Annotated in this window: 20 protein-coding genes and 1 other RNA gene; 17 read left to right on the plus strand and 4 right to left on the minus strand. The window is 68.1% G+C overall.

Annotated elements, in window-relative coordinates:
- Positions 1-185: 185 nt before the first annotated feature.
- Positions 186-947, plus strand: coding sequence for a PAS domain-containing protein (locus BLW27_RS08040; RefSeq protein WP_089882014.1), 762 nt, complete (start codon positions 186-188; stop codon positions 945-947).
- 79 nt (positions 948-1,026) lie between these two features.
- Here the strand turns inward: BLW27_RS08040 and BLW27_RS08045 are convergent, their stop codons facing one another.
- Positions 1,027-2,397, minus strand: coding sequence for a class II 3-deoxy-7-phosphoheptulonate synthase (locus tag BLW27_RS08045; RefSeq protein ID WP_089882016.1), 1,371 nt, complete (start codon positions 2,395-2,397; stop codon positions 1,027-1,029).
- A 222-nt stretch (positions 2,398-2,619) separates the two neighbouring features.
- On the opposite strand from BLW27_RS08045, the gene BLW27_RS08050 reads away from it, so the two are divergent.
- The 8 genes from BLW27_RS08050 (at position 2,620) to BLW27_RS08080 (ending at position 9,538) form a co-directional block, all read left to right on the plus strand.
- Positions 2,620-3,642, plus strand: coding sequence for a GlxA family transcriptional regulator (locus tag BLW27_RS08050; protein WP_089882018.1), 1,023 nt, complete (start codon positions 2,620-2,622; stop codon positions 3,640-3,642).
- Between the two features lie 126 nt (positions 3,643-3,768).
- A complete protein-coding gene (locus BLW27_RS08055; protein WP_089882020.1) occupies positions 3,769-4,953 on the plus strand; it encodes an ABC transporter substrate-binding protein in 1,185 nt (394 codons plus the stop codon).
- A gap of 120 nt (positions 4,954-5,073) precedes the next feature.
- Positions 5,074-5,853 carry an ABC transporter ATP-binding protein gene (locus BLW27_RS08060; RefSeq protein WP_089882022.1) on the plus strand — a complete coding sequence of 260 codons (780 nt, stop codon included), beginning with the start codon at positions 5,074-5,076 and terminating at the stop codon, positions 5,851-5,853.
- Positions 5,850-5,981, plus strand: a complete 132-nt coding sequence (locus BLW27_RS21940; RefSeq protein ID WP_281242734.1) for a hypothetical protein — start codon at positions 5,850-5,852, stop codon at positions 5,979-5,981. Before BLW27_RS08060 ends, BLW27_RS21940 begins: the two co-directional genes overlap by 4 nt.
- Complete coding sequence (locus BLW27_RS08065) at positions 5,978-6,802, plus strand: ABC transporter ATP-binding protein (protein ID WP_089882024.1); 825 nt, start codon at positions 5,978-5,980, stop codon at positions 6,800-6,802. Before BLW27_RS21940 ends, BLW27_RS08065 begins: the two co-directional genes overlap by 4 nt.
- A gap of 94 nt (positions 6,803-6,896) precedes the next feature.
- Positions 6,897-7,907, plus strand: coding sequence for a branched-chain amino acid ABC transporter permease (locus BLW27_RS08070; protein ID WP_089882027.1), 1,011 nt, complete (start codon positions 6,897-6,899; stop codon positions 7,905-7,907).
- Positions 7,904-9,196 (plus strand): branched-chain amino acid ABC transporter permease, encoded by a 1,293-nt coding sequence (locus BLW27_RS08075; protein WP_089882029.1) that lies wholly within the window; start codon positions 7,904-7,906, stop codon positions 9,194-9,196. Before BLW27_RS08070 ends, BLW27_RS08075 begins: the two co-directional genes overlap by 4 nt.
- Before the next feature lie 111 nt (positions 9,197-9,307).
- A complete protein-coding gene (locus tag BLW27_RS08080) occupies positions 9,308-9,538 on the plus strand; it encodes a hypothetical protein (protein WP_089882032.1) in 231 nt (76 codons plus the stop codon).
- Between the two features lie 25 nt (positions 9,539-9,563).
- Here BLW27_RS08080 and BLW27_RS08085 read toward each other — a convergent pair whose 3' ends face one another.
- Positions 9,564-10,184, minus strand: coding sequence for a helix-turn-helix domain-containing protein (locus tag BLW27_RS08085; protein ID WP_089882035.1), 621 nt, complete (start codon positions 10,182-10,184; stop codon positions 9,564-9,566).
- A 173-nt stretch (positions 10,185-10,357) separates the two neighbouring features.
- On the opposite strand from BLW27_RS08085, the gene BLW27_RS08090 reads away from it, so the two are divergent.
- Positions 10,358-11,017, plus strand: coding sequence for a DsbA family oxidoreductase (locus tag BLW27_RS08090; RefSeq protein WP_089882483.1), 660 nt, complete (start codon positions 10,358-10,360; stop codon positions 11,015-11,017).
- A 65-nt stretch (positions 11,018-11,082) separates the two neighbouring features.
- Positions 11,083-12,288: an MFS transporter gene (locus BLW27_RS08095; RefSeq protein ID WP_089882037.1), complete on the plus strand. Its 1,206-nt coding sequence runs from the start codon at positions 11,083-11,085 to the stop codon at positions 12,286-12,288.
- Between the two features lie 72 nt (positions 12,289-12,360).
- On the opposite strand, the gene BLW27_RS08100 is transcribed toward BLW27_RS08095, so the two are convergent.
- Complete coding sequence (locus BLW27_RS08100) at positions 12,361-13,893, minus strand: methyl-accepting chemotaxis protein (RefSeq protein ID WP_089882039.1); 1,533 nt, start codon at positions 13,891-13,893, stop codon at positions 12,361-12,363.
- Between the two features lies 1 nt (position 13,894).
- The gene (locus tag BLW27_RS08105; RefSeq protein WP_089882041.1) at positions 13,895-14,236 is read right to left on the minus strand and encodes a hypothetical protein; all 342 of its coding nucleotides are present in this window, start codon (positions 14,234-14,236) and stop codon (positions 13,895-13,897) included.
- 118 nt (positions 14,237-14,354) lie between these two features.
- Between BLW27_RS08105 and BLW27_RS08110 the strand changes: the two genes are divergently transcribed.
- From BLW27_RS08110 to BLW27_RS08135, 6 genes are all read left to right on the plus strand, one after another.
- Entirely contained in the window at positions 14,355-16,751 is a 2,397-nt protein-coding gene (locus tag BLW27_RS08110; protein ID WP_177177849.1) for a Tex family protein, read from the plus strand.
- Between the two features lie 135 nt (positions 16,752-16,886).
- Positions 16,887-17,243 (plus strand): DUF4345 family protein, encoded by a 357-nt coding sequence (locus BLW27_RS08115; RefSeq protein WP_089882043.1) that lies wholly within the window; start codon positions 16,887-16,889, stop codon positions 17,241-17,243.
- 82 nt (positions 17,244-17,325) lie between these two features.
- Positions 17,326-17,769 (plus strand): DsrE family protein, encoded by a 444-nt coding sequence (locus BLW27_RS08120; RefSeq protein WP_089882045.1) that lies wholly within the window; start codon positions 17,326-17,328, stop codon positions 17,767-17,769.
- A gap of 5 nt (positions 17,770-17,774) precedes the next feature.
- Positions 17,775-18,126, plus strand: a transfer-messenger RNA (tmRNA) gene (ssrA, locus tag BLW27_RS08125).
- A gap of 105 nt (positions 18,127-18,231) precedes the next feature.
- Positions 18,232-18,927 (plus strand): DUF1194 domain-containing protein, encoded by a 696-nt coding sequence (locus BLW27_RS08130; protein WP_089882047.1) that lies wholly within the window; start codon positions 18,232-18,234, stop codon positions 18,925-18,927.
- Between the two features lie 74 nt (positions 18,928-19,001).
- Entirely contained in the window at positions 19,002-19,469 is a 468-nt protein-coding gene (locus BLW27_RS08135; RefSeq protein WP_089882049.1) for an SspB family protein, read from the plus strand.
- Positions 19,470-19,517 lie beyond the last annotated feature (48 nt).

Below are 19,517 nucleotides of genomic sequence, written 5' to 3' on the forward strand. Positions count from 1 at the left end.
ATGGCAAGCACGGCTCGGGAGGCCCCAGGTGGCGCGGGCGTTAACCCTTGCTTAACAAATGAGAGGAAATTGCGGCGAAATTGTGTATCTTCAATTCAAGGAAGTTGAACGACGCAGCTGGTCGGACGACCCCTCCGCATCACCGGACGGGCAACGGCAGACCGGCGAAGACGGGAGTGGTGACGATGTTTGGCAATGGCAAAAATGATCTTGGCGGCAGCACCGCATCCGGCGTGATTTCGCTGACGGCGCACGAGAAATCGCGCACCCAAACCGCGATCCGCGTGGTCGAGGCCTACTGGCACGGCCTGGTCGAGAACGGCAAGGTGCCGCTTCGCAGCGCGGTCGATCCGCGCGGCATGGAAAGCGCCCTCGAGAACGCGTTCCTGCTGGAGAGAATCGCGCCGGGCATGGCGAAGATCCGCGTCGCGGGCGGCCATCTTTCGGACATGATGGGCATGCAGGTGACGGGCATGCCGCTCTCGACGCTGATCGCGGCCGAGGATCGCGACCGCTTTGCCGAGGCGATCAAGTCGATGTTCGCCGAGCCGGCGATCATCCGCCTGACACTGGCTTCGCAGGAAGGCTTCGGCCGTCCGGCGATATCGGCGCAGATGGTCGTTATGCCGCTGCGCTCGGACTTCGGCGAGGTGACGCGTGCCCTGGGCGCCTTCGTCAGCGAAGGTCGGATCGGACGCGCGCCGCGCCGCTTCACGATCACGTCGGTCGATGTCGAGCGGATCGACACGGCAACCGCGCCGGACGCAGCGCCGCTTCGGCGTGAGGCGGTGACGCCCACTCCGGCACCAACGCTACGCGGCGACCGCATGCCCACGCCGCGCCCGGCGGTCGTGTCCGATGCGCCCGCTTCCGTCGCCACACACGTGCCCGGCGACGCGCGTCCGGTTGCGCGCGGACACCTGACACTGGTCGTCTGCAACGACTGAGCCTTTTCGCCCCTGTCACGCAAAAAGCCCGGCCGATAGCCGGGCTTTGTCGTTGCGGATCGGCTCTGCGGCAGCCGGTTCAGCCGTGTGCCGCGTCCGAGACCACACTGCGCCGCGCCGTCAGTTCCTCGGCCACGAGGAAGGCCAGCTCCAGCGATTGCGTCGCGTTCAGGCGTGGATCGCAGGCGGTGTGGTAGCGGTCCGACAGGTCCTCTTCGGACACGGCGTGAACGCCGCCGGTGCATTCGGTGACGTCCTGCCCGGTCATCTCGAAATGCACGCCGCCCGGCACGGTGCCTTCGGCATTGTGGACGGCAAAGAACTCCTGCACCTCGCGCAGCACCAGCTCGAAGGGCCTAGTCTTGTAGCCTGATCCCGACTTGATCGTGTTGCCGTGCATCGGGTCACAGACCCAGGTCACGGTAGCGCCTGCCTCGCGCACGGCCTTGATCAGGCGGGGCAGATGCTCGGCCACCTTGCCGGCGCCGAAGCGCGCGATCAGCGTCAGGCGGCCGGCCTCGTTGTGCGGGTTCAGCTTTGCCATCAGCACCTTGAGGTCCTCGGCCGTGGTGGTCGGCCCGCATTTCAGACCCACCGGGTTCAGAACGCCGCGGGCGAATTCCACGTGCGCGCCGTCGGGCTGGCGCGTGCGGTCGCCGATCCAGATCATGTGGCCCGAACCCGCCAGCCACTTGCCGGAGGTCGAGTCGAGCCGGCAGAGCGCCTCTTCGTATTCCAGCAGCAGGGACTCGTGGCTGGTGTAGAAGTCCACCGTCTGCAGCGTGTGCGCGTGGTCGCTGTCGACGCCCGCGGCCTTCATGAAGTCCAGCGTATCGGTGATACGGCTGGCCATGTCGCGGTATTTCGCGGCCTTCTCGCCCTCGGTGAAGCCCAGCGTCCACTGGTGCACCTTGTGCACGTCGGCATAGCCCCCGGTCGAGAACGCGCGCAGCAGGTTCAGCGTGGCCGCCGCCTGTGTGTAAGCCTGCAGCATGCGCCGCGGGTCCGGAATGCGCGCCTCGGGCGTGAAGGCCAGTTCGTTGACGATGTCGCCGCGGTAGCTGGGCAGTTCGACGCCGTCCTTGACCTCGACCGGCGCGCTGCGGGGCTTGGCGAACTGGCCGGCCATGCGACCCACCTTCACCACCGGGACCTTGGCGCCGTAGGTCAGCACCATCGCCATCTGCAGCATGACCTTGAAGGTGTCGCGGATACTGTCGGCGCTGAACTGATCGAAGGCCTCGGCGCAATCGCCGCCCTGCAACAGGAACGCCTCGCCGCGGCCGGCGGCGCCGAGCTGCGCCTTGAGCTTGCGCGCCTCGCCCGCGAAGACCAGCGGCGGATACTTGGCCAGCTGCGCCTCGACCGCCGCAAGCGCGGCCCCGTCGGTATACTCGGGCATCTGCACCCGCGGCTTGGCGCGCCAATCCGTTTTCTGCCACTCGGTCATCTGTTTTCTCCGCATCCTCGTGGTGAGCGTTAACGTTCCACCCATAGCCCAGGCGGCAGGCCGGTGGCCATAGTCCATCCGCGACATCCCTTGACGCTATCGTCGCACTCTGACCATCTGGAGCCGCGCCCATGGCGCCCGAGACGCCGCCCGCGGGGCGCAGGAACAGCCGCGCGCAACGCGCAAGCAGACGCCCCGAAGGGGTGCCATCAGGGACGCGCCATGCCGCCACCGCCCCGCCAGCCCGTGACCCCAGCCGCACCGGAACGGCCGCGCCGCTTCGTCTTCGTGCTGCTGCCGCGCTTCACCATGCTGTCCTTCGCCTCGGCGGTGGAATGCCTGCGGATCGCCAACCTCGTGTCCGGCCGCCGGCTCTACGACTGGGTCATCACCGGCGAGCCCGAGGACGACGGAGTCGGACCCGACCACGTCACCAGTTCGGCCGGGGTCGCGTTCCGGCTGGACACCGCCCTGCCCGAGCTTGCGCGCGACGACACCGCGATGCTGTGCGGGGGCATCGACGTGGCCGGCGCCACCACGAAGACGCTGCTGAACTGGCTGCGGCGCGAGGCGCGGCGCGGCCCGCGGCTGGGCGGACTGTGCACCGCCGGCTGGACGCTCGCCCGCGCCGGCCTCTTGGACGGCAGGCGCGCGACCATCCACTGGGAAAACCACGACAGCTTCGCCGAGGAATTTCCCGACGTGACGCTGACCAAGTCCGTCTTCGTGCATGACGGCAGCCGCATGACCACCGCAGGCGGGACATCCTCGCTGGACCTGATGCTGAAGGTGATCGCCGACGACCACGGCGAGGATCTGGCCGGCGCAGTGGCCGACCAGCTGATCTACAACGCGATCCGCACCGACCAGGACACCCAGCGCCTGTCGGTCCCCACCCGCATCGGCGTGCGCCACCCCAAGCTCAGCCAGGTCATCCACAAGATGGAGGCCAACATCGAGGAGCCGATCAGCCCGGCGATCCTGGCGCACGAGGTCGGCATGTCCACGCGCCAGCTGGAGCGGCTGTTCCGGCGCTACCTCAACCGCAGCCCCAAGCGGTACTACATGGAACTGCGCCTTCAGAAGGCGCGGAACCTGCTGATGCAGACCGACATGAGCGTGATCAACGTGGCGCTGGCCTGCGGCTTCACCTCGCCCTCGCACTTCTCGAAGTGCTACCGCGCGCATTACCAGACGACGCCCTACCGCGAGCGCGGCGCGCAGTCGACGCGAACGCCGGTCTGAACGGTCCCTCCGCCCGCGAAACGCGGCGCGTAGCGGAACATGCGCGGCACGCGCGGGCGCTCTTTTCTTTTGCGCCGCCCGCGCCTAGGCTGCGCGCCGGACAACGATCCAACATGGGAGTGGACGATGAAAAAGTATCTCGCTGCGACGGCGGTCTGCGCGCTGACAGGCGGCACCGCGATGGCGCAGGACGTGCCGGTCGGCATCATCATGGGCTTCACCGGCCCGATCGAATCGCTTACGCCGCAGATGGCTGCCAGCGCCGAGCTTGCGATGACCGAGGTCAACGAAAGCGGCAACTTCCTCGAAGGCCGCACGCTGGTTCCGGTGCGCGCCGACAGCACCTGCATCGACAGCGCTGCCGCCACCGCGGCGGCCGAGCGTCTGGTGACCTCTGACGGCGTCGTGGCGATCGTCGGCGCGGATTGCTCGGGCGTCACCGGCGCCGTGCTGTCCAACGTCGCCGTACCCAACGGCATCCCGATGATCTCGCCATCGGCAACCTCGCCGGCACTGTCGAACGCCGAGGACAACGGCCTGTTCTTCCGCACCGCGCCGTCCGACGCGCGTCAGGGCCAGGTCCTGGCCGACATCCTGGAAGAGCGCGGCATCACCGAAGTCGCGGTGACCTACACCAACAACGACTACGGCAAGGGTCTGGCGGACAGCTTCATCTCCGCGTTCGAGGAGCAGGGCGGCACCGTCACTCTGTCGTCCGCGCACGAGGACGGCAAGGCCGACTATTCGTCGGAAGTCGCGTCGCTGGCCTCGGCCGGGGGCGAACTGCTGGCCGTGTTCGGCTATTCCGACCAGGGCGGCAAGGGCATGATCCAGTCGTCGCTCGATACCGGCGCCTTCGACACGTTCATGATGGGCGACGGGATGTATTCCGACGCCCTGACGGCCGACTTGGGCGACGACCTGAACGGCAGCTTCGGTGCTGCTCCGTGGTCGGAAGGCGAAGGCGCCGACCGCTTCCTGGAGATCACCGAGGAAGCGGGCATCAACGGCGACTCGACCTTCACCCGCGAAAGCTATGACGCGGCGGCACTGATCGCGCTGGCGATGATGGCGGGCGGCGAAGCGACCTCGCAGGCGGTGGCCGACAACGTCATGAACGTCGCCAACGCACCCGGCGAGAAGATCATGCCCGGCGAGCTGGCCAAGGCGCTGCAGATCCTCGCCGATGGCGGCGATGTCGACTACGACGGCGCCACCGCAGTCGAACTGATCGGACCGGGCGAGGCCTCGGGCACCTACCGTTACTACGAGATCAAGGACGGCGAGTATTCGACGGTTGATTTCAAGTAATGCTTTATGCATGAAGCGCGCGGCCCGGACGGTACCGTCCGGGCCGCCGCCATTTCAGGACGCGCCACGGGCGCGCAATAAGAAAGCCGCGCATCAGGCGCGCATGACCGGGGAAGACGCGTGATCGAAGTCAGGGACCTGCACCGCCATTTCGGCGGCTTCCGCGCCGTCGACGGTGCGTCGCTGCGGATCGAGACCGGCTCGATCACCGGGCTCGTGGGCCCCAACGGTGCGGGCAAGACAACGCTGTTCAACGTCATCGCCGGCGCCCTGCCGCCCACGTCGGGCCAAGTCATCATGGATGGCGAGGACATCACTGGCCTGCCGCCGCACGAGCTGTTCCACAAGGGCCTGCTGCGCACCTTCCAGATCGCGCATGAATTCTCCTCGATGACCTGCCGCGAGAACCTGATGATGGTGCCGGGCGGCCAGTCGGGGGAATCCATCTGGAACGCCTGGATCGGCCGCTCGCGCATTGCGCGCGAAGAGGCCGAGTTGCTGAAGAAGGCCGACGATGTTCTTGATTTCCTGACGATTTCGCATCTCAAGGACGAGCGCGCGGGCAACCTGTCGGGCGGCCAGAAGAAGCTTCTGGAACTGGGCCGCACGATGATGGTGGACGCCAAGATCGTGTTCCTCGACGAGGTCGGCGCCGGCGTGAACCGCACGCTGCTGAACACCATCGGCGACGCGATCCTGCGGCTGAACCGCGAGCGTGGCTATACCTTCTGCATGATCGAGCATGACATGGAATTCATCGGACGCCTGTGCGATCCGGTCATCGTCATGGCCGAAGGCCACGTGCTGGCCGAGGGCACGATCGACGAGATCAAGGCGAACGAGCAGGTCATCGAGGCCTATCTGGGCACCGGTCTCAAGAACAAGGAGGCCGTGTCGTGATCGCGCGTTTTCCGGGTATCCGCGTCGCGCAAACGCGCCACGGTGTGGCGGCCCTGCCCCTTCCGCTCATACAGAGCGATCATCCCCGCGACATGTTTGAACAGAAAAAGCGCGAGGGAGCGGCATGAGCGGCAATCCTTATCAGGACGACCGTGGCAACCGCGACCGGTCGATCGCCAATCCGCTGGGGGTGGGCGAGGTCGACGGCTACCGCGAGAGTGGAGAGGTCAAGCCCGCGCCCGGCAAGCCGTTCCTGTCGGCCGAAGGCATGGTCGGCGGCTATGGCGGCGGCGACATCCTGCATGGCTGCACGATCACCGTTGAACGCGGCGAGATCGCGGTGATCGTCGGCCCCAACGGCGCCGGCAAGTCGACCGCGATGAAGGCGGTGTTCGGCATGCTCGACCTGCGCGAGGGGTCGGTCACGCTGGACGGGCGCGACATCACCGCGTTGACGCCCCAGGCCCGCGTGCGCGAGGGCATGGGCTTCGTGCCGCAGACGTCGAACATCTTCACCTCGATGACGGTCGAAGAGAATCTGGAGATGGGCGCGTTCATCCGCGCCGACGACTTCCGCGCCACGATGGAGCAGATCTACGATCTTTTCCCGATCCTGCGCGACAAGCGCCGGCAGGCGGCCGGAGAGCTGTCGGGCGGGCAGCGCCAGCAGGTCGCGGTGGGGCGCGCGCTGATGACGCAGCCGCAGCTTCTGATGCTGGACGAGCCCACCGCCGGCGTGTCGCCCATCGTCATGGACGAGCTGTTCGACCGCATCATCGAGGTCGCGCGCACCGGCATCTCGATCCTGATGGTCGAACAGAACGCGCGCCAGGCGCTGGAGATCGCCGACAAGGGCTACGTGCTGGTTCAGGGTGCCAACGCGCATACCGGCACGGGCCGCGACCTGCTGGCCGATCCCGAGGTCCGCCGGGCCTTCCTGGGCGGATGACCGGTGCGATGACGCAGCGCATGGCGGGCAACGGGCGCGGGGCGGCGCCGGCAACAACGGTGTTCGCGCATCTAAACTCGGCAGGGGATTGGTGATGGATCTACTCAACGCCATCGTGGCGCTGTCGAATTTCGTGATCGTTCCGGCGGTCGCCTATGGCGCGCAGCTTGCGCTGGGGGCGCTCGGTGTCACGCTGATCTACGGCATCCTGCGGTTCTCGAACTTCGCGCATGGCGACACCATGGCCTTCGGGACACTGGTCACCATCCTGTTCACCTGGTGGTTCCAGTCGATGGGTATCACGCTTGGCGTGCTGCCGACAGCTCTTCTGGCGATCCCTTTCGGGATCGCGGGCACGGCGCTTCTCGTGCTGGCGACCGACCGTGTGGTCTATCGCTTCTACCGCCGCAAGAAGGCCAAGCCGGTGATGCTGGTGATCGTGTCGATCGGCGTGATGTTCGTTTATAACGGCCTCACGCGTGTCATCCTCGGCCCCGACGACCGCAACTTCGCGGACGGCGAGCGGTTCATCATCAATGCCCGCGATTTCCGCGAGATGACCGGCCTCGAAGAAGGCCTCGCAATCCGCACCACGCAGGGTATCACCGTGATCACGGCCGTTTTGGTGGTGGCGCTCCTGTTCTGGTTCCTCAACCGCACGCGCACCGGCAAGTCGATGCGCGCCTATTCCGACAACGAGGATCTGGCCCTGCTGTCGGGCATCAGTCCCGAAAAGGTCGAGCGCGTGACATGGCTGATCGTCGCCGCCCTGATCACCGTGGCGGGCGTGCTCTACGGCCTCGACAAGTCTTACAAGCCGTTCACCTACTTCCAGTTGCTGCTGCCGATCTTCGCCGCCGCCATCGTCGGGGGCCTCGGCAGCCCGATCGGCGCCATCGTGGGCGGCTTCGTCATCGCCTTTTCCGAAGTGGCGATCACCTATGCCTGGAAGAAGGTGCTGGAATACGCCATGCCGCAGGCGCTCGAGCCAGACGGCCTGGTCCAGCTGCTGAGCACCGACTACAAGTTCGCGGTCTCGTTCATGATCCTCTTGGTGGTGCTGATCTTCCGCCCCACGGGCCTGTTCCGGGGGAAATCGGTATGAGCCAGACGCTCAAGGCGCCGCTGCTGTTCGCGCTGGTCGCGGTGCTGATCCTGGGCACCGGGTTCCTGCAAAGCTGGAACACCGCGGTCCTGATCCTGAACATGGGGCTGGTCAGCGCCGTGATGGCGCTGGGCGTCAACCTGCAATGGGGCATCGCCGGGCTGTTCAACGTGGGCGTGATGGGCTTCGTCGCGCTCGGCGGGCTCGCCGTGGTGCTGACCTCGATGCCCGCCGTCCCCGAGGCGTGGAGCGCCGGCGGCGTGCGCATCATGGCCGGGCTTGCATTGGGCGCCGCCACCGTGATCGCGGGCGTCATGGCCTGGCGCCGGATGCGCAGCGCTTGGCTGATGATCGCCGTCCTGATCGTCGGCTTCTTCGCGTATCGCTGGGTGTTCGACGCGGGTGTCGGCGCGGTCGAGGCCGTGAACTCGGCGCAGACCGGGTATCTCGGCGGGCTGGGCTTGCCGGTGGTTCTGGCCTGGCCGGTGGGCGGGCTGCTGGCCGCGGGCGCGGCCTGGATCATCGGAAAGATTGCGCTGGGACTTCGGTCGGATTACCTGGCCATCGCCACGCTGGGCATCGCCGAAATCATCATCGCGGTGCTGAAGAACGAGGAATGGCTGGCGCGCGGCGTCAAGAACGTGATCGGCCTGCCCCGCCCCGTCCCCTACGAAATCGACCTGCAGAACGATCCCGCTTTCGTCGAGCGGGCGGCCACGCTGGGCATGGACCCGGCCACGGCGTCGTCGCTCTACGTGAAGTTCGGCTACTCGATCCTGTTCGCGATCGTGCTGGTTGCACTGCTGGTTCTGGCACAACTGGCGCTGAGCTCGCCCTGGGGCCGGATGATGCGCGCGATCCGCGACAACGAGACGGCCGCCCGCGCCATGGGCAAGAACGTCACCGCCCGGCACCTGCAGGTCTTCGTGCTGGGCAGCGCGATCTGCGGCGTCGCCGGCGCGATGATGACCACGCTGGACGGCCAGCTGACGCCGGGCAGCTACCAGCCGCTGCGCTACACCTTCCTGATCTGGGTCATGGTGATCGTCGGCGGCTCGGGCAACAACCTCGGCGCCATTCTCGGCGGCTTCCTGATCTGGTTTCTCTGGGTCCAGGTGGAACCGATGGCGCAGGGACTCGCCGCCGGAATCGGCGCCATCCTGCCGGCGGGCAGCCCGTTTCAGGCCAGCCTTGCAGATGCGGCGCAGCACATGCGGCTGCTGACGATGGGCATCATCCTGCTCGTGGTGCTGCGCTTCTCGCCCCGCGGGCTGCTGCCCGAGCGCTAGGAACCGGCGTCGTCAAGCCCCATTGGCGTCCTTCGGCCGCGGCCGAAGGACGCTTTTTGTTGACGCGGCGGAAAGCCGGACTAACCTTCGCCGTCGGGGGAGGAACGGGCCATGCACTGGTCGCTTGTCACGCAACGCTGGAGCACAATCCGCACGCTGCTCGAGCAGCGCTTTCCCCGCTTGCGCGCCGAAGACATCTGCGAGCCCCCGCTCGACCGCGAGACGCTGGTCCGACTGCTGGCGGAAACCAACGACCTGACGCTGTTCGAGGCCGGCGAAGAGCTGGAGGACGTGCTGCAAATCGAAAGAATGGCGCTGCCGCTTTCGGTGCAACTGCACTAGGAGGGCGCAGGCGCGCGTCGCGGCCTCAAGCCAGCGACGTCACCCACAGGATCGTCGCGTCGTCCTCGCTCAGCGAGATCACGTTGTGGCCCATCGTGGCGTCGTAATACGCGCTGTCGCCGCGGCGCATCTCCACCGGCTCGTAATACTCGGTGTACAGCCGCACGATCCCCGTCAGCACGTACAGGAATTCCTCGCCGTCATGGCGCACCCACCCGTCGAACTCGCCCATGCTGCGGGCGCGCACGCGGGCGCGGTAGGGCAGCATCTTCTTCTGCGACAGCGCCTCGGCCAGCAGCCTGTGCTCGTAGGTGGCGGTGGGCTGGGTCGCGCCCTCGCCCTCGCACGTCACCGCCATCCGGCCGGTCGCACGATCCTGCCGCGGCGGGGTGAACAGCTGCGGCACCGAGATGTCCAGCCCAACGGCCAGCTTTTTCAGCGCCTCGTAGGTGGGCGACATCTGGCCGTTCTCGATCTTCGACAGTGTCGAGCGCGCCAGCCCCGCCTGCCGCGCCGCCTGCTCCAGCGTCCAGCCGCGCGCCTTGCGCAGGCCACGCACCCGTGCGGCCAGGTCGATGGGCTCCGCGCCGTGGGTCTCGCCGCTTTCGCGCGCGATGCGGATCAGGGATTTCGGATCGCGGTCCATGCGGGGCGTCTTAGGCCCGCCCCGCGGCGCTTGCAAGCGCAGGCCCGGCGCGGGCCGCAATGTCCTGCATCCAGCGGCGCCGGGTCCGCGCGCTGGCCATTCTGCCCGGACCGTGGCACAGGAGACGGACGCGTTGCGCCTGATCGCCTGCGATGCACACGGAAAGGACCGACATGACCCAGCTCGACATCTTCTCCGACCCGATCTGTCCCTGGTGCTATATCGGCAAGGCGCATCTCGACCGCGCGCTGGCGGATCATCCGGGCCACCCGTTCCGCATCCGCTGGCTGCCCTTCATGCTCAACCCCGACATGCCTCGCGAGGGCATGGACCGACGCGCCTATCTCGAGGCCAAGTTCGGCGGCAAGGAGGGCGCTTTGCGCGCCTACGCGCCGATCGCCGAGGCGGCCGAGGCGGCAGGCCTTCCAATCGACTTCGAGGCGATAAAAAGAACGCCGTCGTCGATCGACGCGCACCGCCTGATCCACTGGGCCGAGCTGGAGGGCGTGCAGACGGCGATCGTGTCCGCCCTGTTCCGGGCCTATTTCGCCGAAGGGCGCGACATCGGTTCGCACGACGTGCTGGCCGACATCGCGGACGGGTGCGGCATGGATGCCAGCGTCGTCCTGCGCCTGCTCGCCACCGACGAGGATCGCCGCGAGATCGTCGAGCGCGACGCCGCTGCGCGCGGCATGGGCGTCAACGCGGTGCCCACCTTCATCGTCGCGCAGACGCACGCGGTGCCCGGCGCGCAGCCGCCGGAATTGTGGTCGAAGGTGATCCAGGAACTGCGCGGCATGGAGAACGGCGCCGGCGACGCAAACCCGGTATGACGGCGCGCGTCTTTCCTGTTCCGGCGGTCGGTGCTACGCGCCGCGGGTAACCGCCCGGAGCCTCCATGCCCCACCAACTCTCGCGCCTCGAGTTCATCGCGCTCATGGCGATGCTGTTCGCCACCATCGCCTTCTCGCTCGACGCGATGCTGCCGGCCCTGCCGGCCATCGCGGCCGACCTCGCGCCGGGCGACCTGGCGTCGGCGCAGCTGGTGGTGACGGCCTTCGTGCTGGGCATGGGCGTCGGCACGTTCTTCACAGGTCCGCTGTCGGATGCGCTGGGGCGCAAGCCGGTGATCTTGGCGGGTGCTGCGCTTTATGCCGCATCCGCCTGGGCCGCGACGCAGACCGAAAGCCTGACCGCGCTGCTGGTCGCGCGCATGTTGCAGGGGCTGGGGGCGGCAGGGCCGCGCGTTGTCGCGCTGGCCATCGTGCGCGACATCTATTCCGGGCGCGGCATGGCGCGGATCATGTCCTTCGTGATGATGGTCTTCACGCTGGTGCCGGCCTTCGCGCCAAGCATCGGCGCCGTGCTGCTGAGCGTCGGCGGCTGGCGCGCCATCTTCTGGGCCTTCGTCGTCTTCGCCGGCATCGCCGCGCTCTGGCTTGCCCTGCGCCTGCCCGAGACCCTGCCCGCCTCCGAGCGGCACCCGTTCCGCGTCAAGGCGTTGCGTGCGGCGACGGGCGAGGTGCTGCGTCACCCGGTGGTGCGGATCGCGCTGATTGTGCAGGCCCTGAGTTTCGGGATGCTGTTCTCGGTCTTGTCCAGCGTGCAGCCGATCTACGACGCGTTCGGCCGCGCAGACAGCTTTCCGCTGTGGTTCGGCGGCATCGCCATCGTCGCGTCCTCGGCCAGCGTCCTGAACGCCGCGCTAGTGATGCGGCTGGGCATGCGGGTCCTGATCACCGCGATGCTGACCGTTCAGGTCGTGCTGAGCGGCGCGATGGTCTGCATCCTGCTGGCCGGCGTCTCGGGACCCGCGCTGTTCGGCTGCTTCGTGGTCTGGCAGGCGTCGCTGTTCTTCCAGGCGGGGCTGACCATCGGCAATCTCAACGCGCTGGCGCTGGAGCCGATGGGCCACATCGCCGGAACGGCCGCGTCGGTGACAAGCGCGCTGGCGACGGTCCTCGCGGTCGGCTTCGCGGTTCCGGTGACTCTGGCCTTCGATGGCACGCCGATGCCGCTGGCGCTGGGCGTTGCGGTGTATGCGGCGCTGGCGCTTTTGCTGATGCTGCGTTTGCAGCGGCGCGGCTCGGCAGAGCCGACCTGACGCCGGCTCCGTAGGCCCGGGACGCGTGCTCCGCCAGGTGCGGCCGGGCCATCCACGTCTCCGGGCGTACGATCATGCGGCGTGCCTTCCCTGCCTCACCCCGACCTGGTGGAAGGCCGCCATGGATTGCGCCAGTTCCTCTGCATCCGACCGCAGGCGCATGCCCATCGCGGCCAGTTCCTCGCTCTGGCCCGCGGTGGCCTGCGTCCGTCCGTCCAGGTCCGCGACCGTCTGAGACAGGCTCGAGATGTCGGCCGATTGCGCTTGGCTGCCGTCGCGGATCGTCTCGATCATGCCTGACACCGCCTTGACCTGGTCGACGATCCGCGAAAGCCGGTCTCCGGTCTCGTTCACCAGCGCGGCGCCGTCCGAGACGTGGCTCGCGCTCTTCGCGATCAGTTCCTTGACGCCGCTCGCCGCCTCGGCGGTGCGCTGGGCCAAGCCGCGCACCTCGCTGGCGACCACGGCGAAGCCGCGCCCGGATTCGCCCGCGCGGGCGGCCTCGACCCCGGCGTTGAGCGACAGCAGGTTGGTCTGGAAGGCGATGTCGTCGATCAGGTCCATGATCTTGGCGACCTCCGAGGTGCTGCTTTCGATCAGGTTCATCGCAGCGATTGCGCGGTCCGTCACCACGCCTCCCTCTTCGGCTTCGGATCGGGTGCGACTGGCGGCGTTCGCCGCATCGTCGGCCTGCGCGGCAGCTGCGGCCAGCCTCTCCGACACGGCGCCGATGCCGGAATTCACTTCGGACAAGGCCAGAGCCTGTTCCTCGGAGCGGGTGGACAGGGAACCGGTGACCGATTGCAGCGCCTCTGCCTCGCGGGCGAAACCGCGGGCCATGGATTGCGCGCTACCGATGGCTTCGCTCAACTGGCTGACGGCGCGGTTGAAATCATCGCCGACATCCGCGAACTCCACGGGCAGCGTGCTGTCGATCGGGCAGTCGAGATCTCGGTCGGCCAGCCGCGACAGGTGCGCGCGCAGAACCGCCACGGCCGCATCCGTCTCGTCCGCCCGCCGCTGCGCGTCGTCGCGCGCGGCTTGGGCGCGGCCCGCTTCCTCGGTGGCATCCCACGTTGCGGCCTCTGCGCGGGCGGCCATCGTGTTCCTCTGAGCGATCGAGAGCGCCAGCGCCCCGGTCTCGAGCAACACGAGCACGCCGTGCAGACCCGTGCGCAGCAGGTTTTCGGCTAGGGTGACCGACGGGAAGACCAGCGCCGGCATCAGGAGCGAGAAGCCCGCATGATGTACGGCGATGACGCCGCAGGCCGCCAGCAGCGGCCCGACGCGGCCCAGAACCGACACGCAGGCCAAGACCAGGAAATACAGCATGTGCGTGTCGATCTGCCATGCATGGCCGGTGAACGTGGCGGTGAAGATCGCCGATTGCGCGACCAGTGCCAGCGACAGAACGTAATCCGTGAGCCCCGTTTTCAGCCGGGCCGAGACCACGGCGGCACCGGCGACCAGGACCGAGAGCACGGTCGTGACGACCGAGAGACCCAGAAAAAGCTCGGCACCGATGTTCAGGACTGCCAATGCGCACGCCACGAAGACGACGATACCCGCCGGCGTGATCCCGCGCAGAAAAGAGGCGATCTTCATTTCAATTCACTCCGCAAATATTGGCGAGGGCCGCGCCGTCGCGTACCGACCAGGCGCCCAAGGCGCGCATCCTTTCGACCGGAACCGTTTCCTCGAACCGCGCCAAGGTCGCGAACGGCGCTTCGATCGGCCCCAAGGCAGTTCCACCCGCGGCCGCCACGATCGCCGCCGCGCCCGCCCCCCAGGGCGGCGCGATGACAAGCACCGGCGCGTCTGCCGTGGCACGGCCACCGCCCAGCATGGCCACGCCGAGAAGCGCGATCATCGCGACCAGGCCCAGCAGGATGGCCCAGTCGACCATGACGCGCCGCGTGGCGCCGGCGGAGGATTCAACTTCGTTCATCGCGCAAGCAGTGCACCACATTGGTTGCCAACCGGTTTCCGGGCGCGGCCCGGCAAGACCTCTTTCGTTTCAATTGTAGGCACCCTATCAAGGGCCTCCAACCGTTCCGGAGACCCCCGTGAGCCAGAATGACCCGCGCACCGCCGTGCCCGCCGAACAGCGCATCCACGCGCGCATCGCCACAGATATCGCCGCCCGTCCCGCCCAGGTCGCCGCCGCCGTGGCACTGCTGGACGGGGGCGCGACGGTCCCCTTCGTCGCCCGTTACCGCAAGGAGGCGACCGGCGGGCTGGACGACACGCAGCTGCGCACGCTATCGGACCGGCTCGGCTACCTGCGCGAGCTCGAGGCCCGCCGTGCGGCGATCCTCGGCGCGATTCGCGAGCAGGGGAAACTGACCGCGGAGCTGGAGCGTGCCATCGTGCAGGCCGACACCAAGGCCACGCTCGAAGACCTGTACCTGCCCTACAAGCCCAAGCGCCGGACCAAGGCGATGATCGCGCGGGAAAACGGGCTCGAACCGCTGCTGGACGCCATTCTCTCGGATCGCCGTGCCGATCCGCAGGCGCTCGCGTCCCGCCACGTCTCAGAGGCCGTGCCCGACGCAAAGACGGCCCTGGCCGGCGCGCGCGACATCCTGGCCGAGCGCCTGTCCGAGGATGCCGCCCTGCTGGGCCGGTTGCGCGACTTCATGCGCGCCGAGGCCTTCGTCACGGCCCGCGTCCAGCCCGGCAAGGAAGAGGCCGGCGCCAAGTTCCGCGACTACTTCGACCATTCCGAGAAGTGGGCGAACATCCCCGCCCACCGCGCGCTGGCGATCCTGCGCGCCGCGAACGAGGAGATCGTGACCATCGAGATCGCGCCCGAGCCCGAGACCGGACCGGCGCGCGCCGTGGCGATGATCGCGGCGACGCTGAAGACGGACGGCGACGGGTCGGGCGACGCCTGGCTGCGCGAGGCCTGCGCCTGGACCTGGCGAGTCAAGCTGAGCCTGTCGATGTACGTGGACCTGCTGACCGAGATGCGCCGCGCCGCCCACGACGAGGCGATCCGCGTCTTTGCCCGCAACCTGCGCGACCTGCTGCTGGCTGCCCCCGCGGGCGCCAATGCGACGCTGGGGCTCGACCCCGGCATCCGCACCGGCGTCAAGGCCGCGGTCGTCGACGCCACCGGCAAGGTGGTCGAGACGGCGACGCTGTACCCGTTCCAGCCCAGGAACGACCTGAATGGTGCGATGGCCGCGATCCGCACGCTGGTCGAGCGTCACGGCGTGGCGCTGGTCGCCATCGGTAACGGCACTGCCAGCCGTGAGACCGAGCGGCTGGTCGCCGAGGCGCTGGACAAGGTCCCGGCGGCCAAGCGTCCCGTCAAGGTGGTCGTGTCCGAGGCGGGCGCCTCGGTCTACTCGGCCTCGGAACTGGCGGCGCGGGAATTCCCTGATCTAGACGTCAGCTTGCGCGGCGCGGTGTCGATCGCGCGTCGCCTGCAGGACCCGCTGGCCGAGCTGGTGAAGATCGAGCCTCGGTCCATCGGCGTCGGGCAATACCAGCACGACGTGGACCAGAAGCGGCTGGCGCAGGCGCTCGACGCGGTGGTCGAGGATGCGGTGAACGCCGTCGGCGTGGACCTGAACACCGCCTCGGCGCCGCTGCTGGCGCGGGTCGCCGGGCTTGGTCCGAAACTGGCCGAGGCGGTGGTGGCGCATCGCGACACAGCCGGCGCCTACCCGTCGCGCAAGGCGCTGCTGAAGGTCGCGGGGCTGGGACCCAAGGCGTTCGAGCAGGCGGCCGGCTTCCTGCGCATCCGCGAAGGGGCCGAGCCGCTGGACGCCTCGGGCGTGCACCCCGAAAGCTACGACGTCGCGCGCCGCATCGTGAAGGCCTGCGGGCGCGAGCTGCGCGCGGTGATGGGCGACGGCGCGGCGCTGCGCGGGCTCGACCCCGCGCGCTTCACCGACGACCGCACCGGCCTGCCCACCGTGCGCGACATCCTGGCCGAGCTGGAAAAGCCGGGCCGCGACCCGCGCCCGGCCTTCAAGACCGCGACCTTCGCCGAGGGCGTCGAGGAGATCCGCGACCTCAAGCCCGGCATGCGGCTGGAAGGCACCGTGACCAACGTCGCGGCCTTCGGCGCCTTCGTCGACATCGGCGTGCACCAGGACGGGCTGGTCCATGTCAGCCAGCTGGCCGACCGCTTCGTGAAGGATCCGCACGAGGTGGTGAAGGCGGGCGACGTGGTGCAGGTTGCGGTCACCGAGGTGGACGTGGCACGCAAGCGCATCGGGCTGAGCATGCGCAAGGACGGCGGCGCCTCGGCGCGCGACGGGGCCAACCGGTCCGGCGGTGCGCCGAAGACGGCTTCCGGAGCGCGGAGCGGCCCCGGCAAACCGACTGGCGGGAAGTCCGGTCGCAGCGGGCCGGGTGGCGCGGGCGGCAAACCGGGCGGCAAGCCGGCCAACTCCGAGGGCACGGGCGCGTTGGGCGACAAGCTGCGCGAGGCGATGCTCAAACGCTAGACGGACGGCGCCGCGTGCGTCGCGGTGTCACCGTCGAGAAGGTCGCCGCCCACACGCGGGCGGCGACATCCAGCCCCCGTGGACGCGCCGTGCCGCCACGCTAGGTCTGGCGGGAGACCACGAAAGGCCCGCCACATGCTCGACCTCATCGATCCGCTCATCGCGCTTCTGACCATCGCCTTCGGACTCTTCGGCTTCGTCGCGCCGCGGTACACGGCTGGCGTGCTGGAAATGCAGCCGACCGACAGCACCATGGGCCTGAGCGAGATCCGCGCCTCGGCCGGCGGGCTGTTCGTGGCCATCGGCGTGGTTTGTCTGGCGACCGGCGCGCCCTGGGCCTACGCGATGCTGGGCGTGGCCTATGCGGGGGCCTCCGCCGGGCGCGCGATCTCGATGGTGGTCGACAAGCCGCCGCAACCCAAGGCGCTGATCTGGTTCGCGTTCGAAGCCATCCCTGCCGCCTGGCTGATCTGGACGAACTGGCCCGGCTAGCCCGGGCCGGTCAGCGCGTTCGGCAGGCGTGAACCGCGCCGGCGTGCTAGGATCGGCGCATCAACCGAGCGAGGAGAACGACATGACACGTCTGCTGACACTGCTGGCCGCCGCCTTCCTGCTGATCGCGGGACCGGTCGCGGCGCAGGACGACGGCTACGGAAAACAGAAGGCCGTCTACCATATCAACTTCGACGGCATCACGGGCACGACCTACCGCTCGGCCCTTGGCAACGTCCAGAATCACATCAACGCCGTCGGCGCCGGGAACATCGAAATCGCGGTCGTGATGCACGGCGACGGACTCGGTCTGTTGATGGCCGCGAAGGACGACGACGGCCTGCAGACCCGCATCGGCGGGCTGAAGGGCCAGAACGTCCGGTTTCTCATCTGCGAGAACACGCTCACTGCCCGCGACATCGCGCTCGACGATCTCTACGACGCGTGGGACGAGGACATCGTGCCCTCGGGCGTGGCCGAGCTGAGCAAGCTGCAGCAGGACGGCTATACCTACATAAAGCCGTGATCCGACGTCTTGAACGCGGCCCCGTGCACGGCTATATCTGTCGTGTCCCGGAAACGGGACTATGGGCATAAACGCGCGTGAAATAAGCGGATCGGACCCGGGGGCGGTACCCGGCGGCTCCACCAATATCCCGGCGTTGGCGGGACATGGGGCCGAAACAGGATCGACGAACGTGTAAAGACGTGGCTTTGTCCCGGTGAGGTACCACCGTTATCGGTCCGTAAAGCATAATTGCCAACGACAATAATGCTCCGGTTGCAGTTGCCGCGTAAGCGGTAATCAGACCGAAATCTGAAGTCCTTGAGCCTAGCAGTTCAAGGCGGGGTTCGCAGGCACCTGGCAACAGAAGCCTGCACTTTCCTCTCTCCATTCCTGACCGCGCGGCAAGCATGCCATCGCGCCTGCGCAGGCCGCAGGGCGACATCGCTTGACCTGCGCCGCGGCAGGCCCGACGCTTGCGCCATGCTGCGCGCGATCGGTCTTTGCTGGCTGGTATCGGCCGGGCAGGCGCTGGCCTGCCAGACGGCGCTGATGCTGTCGATGGACGTGTCGAACTCGGTCGATGCGGGGGAATACCGGCTGCAGGCCGATGGCCTCGCCGCCGCGCTGCGCGACCCCGCCATCGCCGAAATCCTGGTGCGCGACAGGGTGGCCCTTGCGGTGATGCAATGGTCCGGGCCGGACATGCAGGCGCTGACCCTGCCCTGGACGCAGATGCTCGGCCATGCGCAGGTAGAGTCCTTCGCCGCCGCCGCTCGGGCCATGCCGCGCGCCTTCCTCCTGTCGGACACCGCACCCGCCGAGGCGCTGGATTTCGCCTTGAGGCAGTTCCGCGACGCCCCCGACTGCGCGCGCCGCATCGTCGACGTCTCGGGCGACGGCACACCCAATGCGGGCGGCGAGATCGGCCAGGCCCGCCGCCGGGCCGAGCGCGCGGGCATCACCGTCAACGGGTTGGCGATCGAGGGAATCGGCGTGGCGATCACCAATTTCTACCGCCGCAGCGTCGTGACAGGCGACGGCTTCGTCGTGACCGCGCGCGGTCACCGCGACTACGCCCGCGCCATCCGGCTCAAGATCCTGCGCGAGCTGGCGCGCGTGGTCAGCCGGGCGGGCGCCGTTCCCGGCCCCTTCCGCGCAAGCAACCCGCGCGGGTGACACCATCTTCCGATTCCCCCCTTTTACTCGGCGGCAGATGCCATATGCTGGGCGCGAAACCTGAAGGCGGACCCATGTCCAGACGGATCGATTACGGCAGATTGATGCATCGCGCGATGCGTGGCCTCATCCAGGAGGTCCTGTTCGACGTGGCCGAACGCGGCCTGCCGGGCGAGCATCACTTCTTCATCACCTTCGACACCGGCCACCCGGACGTCGAGATCGCGGACTGGCTGTCCGACCGCTATCCCCAAGAGATGACGGTGGTGATGCAGCACTGGTTCGACGGGCTCGACGTCGGCGAAGAGGGCTTTGCCGTGACGTTGAATTTCGGCGACTCGCCGGAACGGCTGTACATCCCCTACGACGCGATCCGAACCTTCGTGGACCCGTCGGTCGAATTCGGTCTGCGCTTCGAATCCCAGGACGACGAGGACGACGAGGACGAACTCGACGAGGACGACACCGCCGAGGTCGAAGAGGACGCGGACAAGAAGCACCAGGACGCCGAGATCGTCAGCCTCGACAAGTTCCGCAAATAGCGCGTCGGCCGCACGCAACCTCGTTCCCGGGCCGTTAACGCAAACGGC

The organism is Citreimonas salinaria (assembly GCF_900107235.1).
GTDB classification, from domain to species: Bacteria; Pseudomonadota; Alphaproteobacteria; order Rhodobacterales; family Rhodobacteraceae; genus Citreimonas; species Citreimonas salinaria.